The sequence below is a fragment of the Nocardia cyriacigeorgica NBRC 100375 genome (genome assembly GCF_000308555.1).
GTDB lineage: Bacteria > Actinomycetota > Actinomycetes > Mycobacteriales > Mycobacteriaceae > Nocardia > Nocardia cyriacigeorgica.
Genome location: NZ_BAFY01000004.1, coordinates 1 through 7284 on the forward strand (window position 1 = coordinate 1; position 7284 = coordinate 7284).

Sequence of the window (7284 nt, forward strand, 5' to 3'; positions counted from 1 at the left end):
GGTTCATCCACAGGTGTGCATGAATGACACGTCTGTAATACGGCGGACGGCAACCGGGCTCAGCGCCACCTCATGGTCATGATCAGGCCGATCACCATCAGGCCGAAGCCGATCAGGAAGTTCCACGCGTCGAGGTCGCGCATCCAGCTGATCTGGTCGCCCGCGAGGTAGTACACAAGCAGCCACACCAGGCCCGCGAGCATGAACCCGAGCATGATGGCGACGTACCAGACCGGCGACGGACCGACGGCCTTCACCTTCACCGGGGTCCGGCTGGCGGGGGAGCTGGAGTAGTCGGTCTTCTTACGGACCTTGGACTTGGGCATGACGTCCTCGAATTCGGCGAACAGGGCAATACCGGCGTCCCTCCGGTTCTCTCTAGGCTATCCCAACTGGTAATGGATGCGACGGCCTGTGGGTAGGCCACGTAATCTCGAACCATGCGTGTTCTGGTCGTCGACAATTACGACAGCTTCGTCTACAACCTGGTCCAGTACCTGGGCCAGCTGGGCGCGGAGGCCGAAGTCTGGCGCAACGACGACCAGCGCCTGGCCGATCTGGACGCGGTGGCCGCCGAATTCGACGGCATTCTGATCAGCCCCGGCCCGGGCACGCCCGATCGGGCGGGCGCCAGCATCGAGCTGGTCCACGCCGCGGCCAGGCAGCGCACGCCGTTGCTCGGTGTGTGTCTCGGCCACCAATCCATCGGCGCGGCCTTCGGCGCCACCGTGACCCGGGCGCCGGAGCTGCTGCACGGCAAGACCAGCGAGGTCTTCCATATCGGCGCCGGCGTGCTGGCGGGGCTGCCCGATCCGTTCACCGCCACCCGCTATCACTCGCTCACCGTCCTCGAAGACACCCTGCCCGACGAGATCGAGGTGCTCGGACGCACCGAAAGCGGGATCGTGATGGCCATGCGGCATCACGACCTGCCCATCCACGGTGTGCAGTTCCATCCGGAGTCGGTGCTCACCCAGGGCGGACATCGGATGCTGGCCAACTGGCTCGAGGTGTGCGGCGAACGTCCGGCCGAGGGCCTGGTGGAAATGCTGGAGGCGGAGGTCGCGGCGCTGGCGATCTCATGAGCCGGCCGTATGTGCTGCTCTCGGTCGCCGCGAGCGTCGACGGCTACATCGACGACGCGAGCCCGCGGCGGCTGCTGCTGTCGAGCGCCGAGGATTTCGACCGGGTTGATCAGCTGCGGGCCGAGTCGGATGCCATCCTGGTCGGCGCCCAGACCTTGCGCGCTGACAATCCGCGGCTGCTGGTGAACGATCAGGCGCGCCGGGCCGAGCGGGTCGCGGCCGGGAAGCCCGAGTACCCGCTCAAGGTCACGGTGACCGCGAGCGGTGAGCTCGATCCTGAGCTGCGGTTCTGGCATCACGGCGGTGACAAGCTGGTCTACACCACCGTCGACGGGGCGGCCCGGCTCGGTAACCGGCTGGGCGAGACCGCCGAGGTCGTCGCACTCGGCGAGCGGATCGATCTCGGTCGGTTGCTCGATGATCTGGGTAGCCGGGGTATCGGCCGGTTGATGGTCGAGGGTGGCACCCGCATCCTCACCGGTTTTCTGGCGGCCGATCTCGCCGATGAACTGGTGCTGGCGATCGCGCCGCTGATTGTCGGCGACGCCGCCGCACCACGCGTACTCGATCCGGCCGACTACCCCCAGGGCGCGCAGCGGCGGATGCGGCTGGCCGAGGTCGGCCGGGCCGGCGATGTCGCGGTGCTGCGCTATCTGCCCAAGACGGGCGATTCGCCCGAAGCGTGAACGAGGAGGCCACAGTGAGTACCGCGCCCACCGACCACAACTGGATGCTGCGCGCGATCACCCTCGCCCGCCTCGCCCCGCGCAGCGAGACCGCCTTCTCGGTGGGTGCGGTCATCGTCGCCGACGGCGTCGAGATCAGCTCCGGCTATTCGCGGGAAACCGATCCGAAGGTACACGCGGAAGAATCCGCGCTGGACAAACTGGCCGCGGACGACCCCCGGTTGGCGGGCGCCACGATCTACAGCACCCTCGAACCGTGTTCGGAGCGCGCCACGGCGACGCGGCTGCCGTGCACCGAGCGGATCCTTCGGGCCGGAATTCCCAGAGTGGTCATCGCCTGGCGGGAACCGGCCACCTTCGTCACCGACTGTGTCGGTGTGGAGCGGCTGCGCCAGCACGGCGTCGAGGTGGTCGAACTACCGGACCTGGCCGAGGCGGCGATGTCGATGAACCGCCACCTCGACCTGTCCTGATCGACTCAGTGCGTCACGGCCTGCCGTAGACGGCGGTGACGAACTCGCCGAGCTGATTGTCATCGAGATGCCTGGCCAGGTCGGCCTCGCTGATCATGCCGATCAGGCGCTTGTTCTCGATCACCGGCATGCGTTTGACCTGGTGGGTCTCCATTTCGTCGAGCACCTCGTCGACGTCGGCGTCGGCCGAGACCCAGCGGGGGGTCGCTTCGCAGAGCTCGGCGGCGCGAGTGCCCGACGGGGACAGACCCTGGGCGATGCATTTCACCACGATGTCGCGGTCGGTGATGATGCCGCACATCCGTTCGTTCTCGTCGGCGATGACGAGCGAGCCGACACCGAGTTCGGCCATCACGCGGGCCGCCTGGGCGACCGTTTGATCTCGGGAAATCCACTGAGCGCCGGGCTTCATGATGTCCCTGGCAGTGGTCATCTGGGCTACCTCCTCATGGATTCAGCTGAGCTGATCGGGATGGAGCCCATCAATTGTCGCACCGCACGGACCGACCGGTTCGGTGAATCGGCATCCCGTTCACCCGAATGCGGCAGCCGGTCCGGCGGCGCGATCGATCACGGCGGACCGAGCGGCAGCACTCCGGTGTAGATGACGATGGTGCTGTTGCGTCCGACCGAGGAGCCGGCCGCCGGCTGCTGGTTCAGCACCTTGCCGACGTTCGCCGAATCCAGCGTGACCTGCGTGTTCTGCACGATCTGGGTGGTGGAGCCCGCCCACCCGGCCTGGCGCAGCCGGTCGATGGCCTGCGAGGCGTTCAATCCGACCAGGCTCGGCATGGTGAACTCGGCGCCGAGCGAGACCTGGACCGTGACGGTCGAGCCCTTCTCCGCGGTCGAACCACCGGCCGGGCTGGTCGCGATGACCTCACCCTTCGGCCGGGACGAGACAACTTCCTGGACGACGACCTTGAACTGCGCGCCCTCCACCAGATTCGGTTCGGCGACCTCGATGTCCTGGCCCACCACATTGGGCACTCGGACCTGCTCGGGGCCGCTGCCGATGGTCACCTTGACGGCCCGGTCGACCTCGACGCTCGCGCCCTCGGCCGGGTTCTGGCCGATCACCTTGTCCAGCTCGGCGGTGCTGGAGGCCTCCTTGTCGACCTGGGGATCCAGCCGCAACCCGATGGCATTGAGCTTCTGCTCGGCCTCCTGCCGGGTCAGCCCGGTCAGGCGCGGCACCTGGACCTGCGCCGGCCCGGTGGACACCTGCAGGGTGATGGTGCTGCCCTCGTCGACGCGGGAACCGCCGAGGGGCTGGGTGGCGATCACATTGTCGGGAGCGACCCTGGCATCGGGCTTTTCCTGGATGGCGACGTGGAAACCGAGGTCCTCGAGCTTCTGCTCGGCCTCCTGTACCGAAATGTTCGACAGATCGGGGACGGCGACCTGGTCGGGTTTGCTGCCCGGCCCGATCAGCACCCAGAACAGGGCGATCGCGACGATCACCGCGGCCACCGCGCCGAGTGTCAGATAGGCGGTGCGCCGCTGGCTCGGCGGATCCACCGGCTCCTGCTCACCGGTGTCGTCATTGCCGCGATACGCGGACCGGTCATGGTTGTCGACAGTGTGGTACGAACGCGGCGCCGGTTCCTCCGAGCCGAGGATGGTGGTGCGGTCCTCGTCGGTCATCACCATCGGCGCGCTCGGCTTCTGCCCGCCGAGCACCCGGATCAGGTCCGCGCGCATCTCGGCGGCGGTTTGATATCGGTTGGCCGGATTCTTGCTCATCGCCTTGAGCACCACCGAATCCAGTTCGCGTGGCACCCCGTCGTGCACCAGCGAGGGCAGCCGGGGATCCTCGCGCACATGCTGGTAGGCCACCGCCACCGGTGAGTCGCCGGTGAAAGGGGGTTCGCCGGTGAGGATCTCGAAGAGCACGCAGCCCACCGAGTACACATCCGAGCGGGCGTCGACGGATTCGCCGCGCGCCTGTTCCGGCGACAGGTATTGCGCGGTACCGATGACGGCCGCGGTCTGCGTCATCGGATTGGCGGCGTCGGCGATGGCGCGGGCGATGCCGAAGTCCATCACCTTCACCGCACCGGACCGGTTGATCATGATGTTGGCCGGCTTCATATCGCGGTGCACGATGCCGGCCTTGTGACTGAAATCCAATGCGGCGCAGACATCGGCGATGATCTCCATCGCCCGGCGCGGCGGCAGCGGGCCCTTGCCGCGCACGATATCGCGCAGCGTCTCGCCGTCCACGTACTCCATCACGATGTAGGGCAGCGGGCCGCCGTCGACCTCGGCTTCGCCGGTGTCGTACACCGCGACGATGGCCGGATGATTCAACGCGGCGGCGTTCTGCGCCTCCCGTTTGAAGCGCAGATAGAAGGTGGGGTCGCGGGCCAGATCGGCGCGCAGCACCTTGATCGCCACATCCCGGCTCAGTCGCAGGTCGCGCGCCTTGTGCACCTCCGACATCCCGCCGAACCCGATGATCTCGCCCAGCTCGTACCGGGAGGAGAGATTCTTCGGGGTCGTCATGGCAGTCCTTGCTGGGAAGTAGCCGGCGTGCTGCTTTCGGTGACGACTGGACGTCGGGCACCGGGAATCTCGGGCAATGGTATGTCGACGGTCGGAATGCGCCGACCCGTGGTCGTCGGCTGCGCCGAGGTGCGCTGAACGGTCGTGGTCGGCTCGGTCGTCGTCGGTTCCGTCGTGGTCGTTTCGGTGGTCGTCGACGTCGGCGGTTCGGTGGTCGTGGTCGGCGGCTGCGTGGTGGTGGGCTCCTCGGTCGTGGTCACCGGGGGCGGCACCGGCCGCACGGTCGTGGTGACCGGCGGTGGCAGCGGCTTGGGGGTATGCGGGGCGACCGTGCTCGACTCGATCGGCCGGTTCGGATCGGGGTTGGTGTCGCCGCCGAACAGCAGCCAGATCACCAGGCCGCCGAGCACCACGGCGCCCACACCGAGCCCGGCCATCCACTTCTGCGTGGAGGTCAGGCCGCCTTTGTGGTCGTCGGGCGGCATCGGCGCGTGCCCGGAGGTGGGAGCGGCGCCCATCGTGGTCGGAGTCGCCGCGCCGGTCGCCGCCGCGGTCGGATAACGCACGGTCGCGCCGTTGTCGTAGGCGGGCTGGGCCGAGGGCAGCACCACCGTCGGGCCGGGCGGCAGCACCCGGGTGGCGCCGGTGGGCGCGGGTCCGGTGCCCATCCCGCGCGGCGGCGGTGGCCTGCGACCGGCGCGCACCGCGGCGACGGCGTCGGCGAACTCGCCGCCGTCGGCGTAGCGCTGGGCCGGGTCCTTGCCGATCGTGATGTCGATCAGTTCGCGCACGTTGGGCGGTAGATCCGACGGCATCGGCGGCGGTGTCTCGCGCACATGCTTCATCGCGACGGTGATCGCGCCGTCGCCGCTGAACGGCCGCTGACCGGCCAGGGCCTCATAGCCGACGATGCCGAGGGAGTACACGTCGCTGGACGCGGTGGCGTCCTCGCCGACGGCCTGCTCCGGTGCGATGTACTGCGCGGTGCCCATCACCATGCCGGTCTTGGTTACCGGCGAGGCGTCCACCGCCTTGGCGATGCCGAAGTCGGTGATCTTCACCTGCCCGGCGGGGGTAACCAGGATATTGCCGGGCTTCACATCGCGGTGCACCACGCCGGCGGCATGCGCCACCTGCAAGGCCCGTCCGGTCTGCTCGAGCATGTCCAGGCCCTGGGCCACCGAAAGCCTGCCGAGCCGGTTCAGCACGGTGTTCAGCGGTTCGCCCTGCACCAGCTCCATGACCAGGTAGGCCACTTCCCCGCCCTGCGGGTCGACGGTCTCGCCGTAGTCGTAGATGCCGGCGATGCCGGAGTGGTTGAGCTGCGCGGTGGTCTTGGCCTCGGTCCGGAACCGGTGCCGGAAGGTGGGATCGGCCGAGAACTCCGACTTGAGCACCTTGACCGCCACCCGCCGGTCGAGACGGGTGTCGAGGGCTTCCCAGACCTGGCCCATACCGCCGGTGGCGATCAGCCGCTGCAGCCGGTACCGGTCCGCGATCATCGCACCGTTGTTCAGCATCGGTTTCCCCGCAGATTCACTCGCACATCCATCTCGTTCAGCGCCCTTGCAGGCCCGCGTCCAGTACCGCGCGGGCTACCGGCGCGGCGACCGACCCACCGGTTGCCGCCTCCCCGCGGTCGCCGCCGTTCTCCACGATGACCGCGATCGCGATCTTCGGGTTCTGCGCGGGCGCGAAGGCGATATACCAGGCATGCGGTGGGGTATTACGCGGGTCCGAGCCGTGTTCGGCCGTACCGGTCTTGGACGCGATCTGGTACGGCCGTCCGCCACCGCCCTTGGTGTTCTGTTCGGAGGCGACCATCAGGTTGGTCACGGTCGACGCTACCTGGGCGCTCACTGCCTGCCCGACCGACACCGGTGTGGTTTCCGACAGCACGCTCAGATCGGGGCCCTGCAGCTGGTCGACCAGGTACGGCTCCATCCGCACGCCGCCGTTGGCGATGGTCGCGGCGATGACCGCGTTGTTGAGCGGGGTCAGCGCGACGTCGCGCTGGCCGATGCTGGTCTGGCCGAGCGCGGCGTCGTCGGGGATCGGCCCGACGGTGCTCTCGGCGACCGGGATCGGCACCCCGCGATGCGGGCCGATGCCGAAGGCGGCGGCCTCGTCCTTCAGATTCGAGGCGCCCACATCGATACCCAGCTCGACGAACGCGGTATTGCACGACATCCGGAAGGCGTCGTAGAGCGAGGCGGTCGGGCCGGGACCGCAGTTGGTGCCGTTGTAGTTCTCCAGCGTGGTGCTGGTGCCCGGCAGGGTGATGTTCGGCGCCGCGGTGAACTGGGTCTCCGGGGTGGCGACCCCGTTGGACAGCGCCGCGGCGGTGACGATCACCTTGAAGGTGGATCCGGGCGGATAGGTCTGGGAGACGGCGCGATTGAGCATCGGCTGACTCGGATCCGAGCTGAGCTGCTCCCACGCCTTGGTGCCCTGGGCACCGTCGTGGCCCGACAGCAGGTTCGGGTCGTAGCTCGGCGTGGACACCATCGTCAGGATCTTGCCGGTGCTCGG

At 68.3% G+C, this 7284-nt stretch carries 8 protein-coding genes; 3 read left to right on the forward strand and 5 right to left on the reverse strand.

The window, feature by feature from the left end; translation table 11 throughout:
* Nucleotides 1-59: 59 nt before the first annotated feature.
* A complete protein-coding gene (crgA, locus tag RJ05_RS00140) occupies nt 60-326 on the reverse strand; it encodes a cell division protein CrgA (protein WP_014348321.1) in 267 nt (88 codons plus the stop codon).
* A 114-nt stretch (nt 327-440) separates the two neighbouring features.
* Between crgA and RJ05_RS00145 the strand changes: the two genes are divergently transcribed.
* The 3 genes from RJ05_RS00145 to RJ05_RS00155 are packed head-to-tail and all read left to right on the forward strand — an operon-like array spanning nt 441 to nt 2244.
* The gene (locus tag RJ05_RS00145; protein ID WP_036531446.1) at nt 441-1085 is read left to right on the forward strand and encodes an aminodeoxychorismate/anthranilate synthase component II; all 645 of its coding nucleotides are present in this window, start codon (nt 441-443) and stop codon (nt 1083-1085) included.
* Nucleotides 1082-1771, forward strand: coding sequence for a RibD family protein (locus RJ05_RS00150; RefSeq protein WP_036531449.1), 690 nt, complete (start codon nt 1082-1084; stop codon nt 1769-1771). The genes RJ05_RS00145 and RJ05_RS00150 overlap by 4 nt, the downstream gene beginning before the upstream one ends.
* Before the next feature lie 14 nt (nt 1772-1785).
* Nucleotides 1786-2244 (forward strand): deaminase, encoded by a 459-nt coding sequence (locus RJ05_RS00155; protein WP_249040448.1) that lies wholly within the window; start codon nt 1786-1788, stop codon nt 2242-2244.
* 13 nt (nt 2245-2257) lie between these two features.
* On the opposite strand, the gene RJ05_RS00160 is transcribed toward RJ05_RS00155, so the two are convergent.
* The 4 genes from RJ05_RS00160 to RJ05_RS00175 form a co-directional block, all read right to left on the reverse strand.
* Nucleotides 2258-2677 carry a CBS domain-containing protein gene (locus RJ05_RS00160; RefSeq protein ID WP_036531452.1) on the reverse strand — a complete coding sequence of 140 codons (420 nt, stop codon included), beginning with the start codon at nt 2675-2677 and terminating at the stop codon, nt 2258-2260.
* 137 nt (nt 2678-2814) lie between these two features.
* Nucleotides 2815-4752 carry a Stk1 family PASTA domain-containing Ser/Thr kinase gene (pknB, locus tag RJ05_RS00165; RefSeq protein ID WP_036531455.1) on the reverse strand — a complete coding sequence of 646 codons (1938 nt, stop codon included), beginning with the start codon at nt 4750-4752 and terminating at the stop codon, nt 2815-2817.
* Nucleotides 4749-6272: a protein kinase domain-containing protein gene (locus tag RJ05_RS00170; RefSeq protein WP_036531458.1), complete on the reverse strand. Its 1524-nt coding sequence runs from the start codon at nt 6270-6272 to the stop codon at nt 4749-4751. The genes pknB and RJ05_RS00170 overlap by 4 nt, the downstream gene beginning before the upstream one ends.
* A 37-nt stretch (nt 6273-6309) precedes the next feature.
* Nucleotides 6310-7284: penicillin-binding transpeptidase domain-containing protein (locus tag RJ05_RS00175; protein ID WP_036531460.1), on the reverse strand; the 975-nt coding region annotated here is incomplete at its 5' end.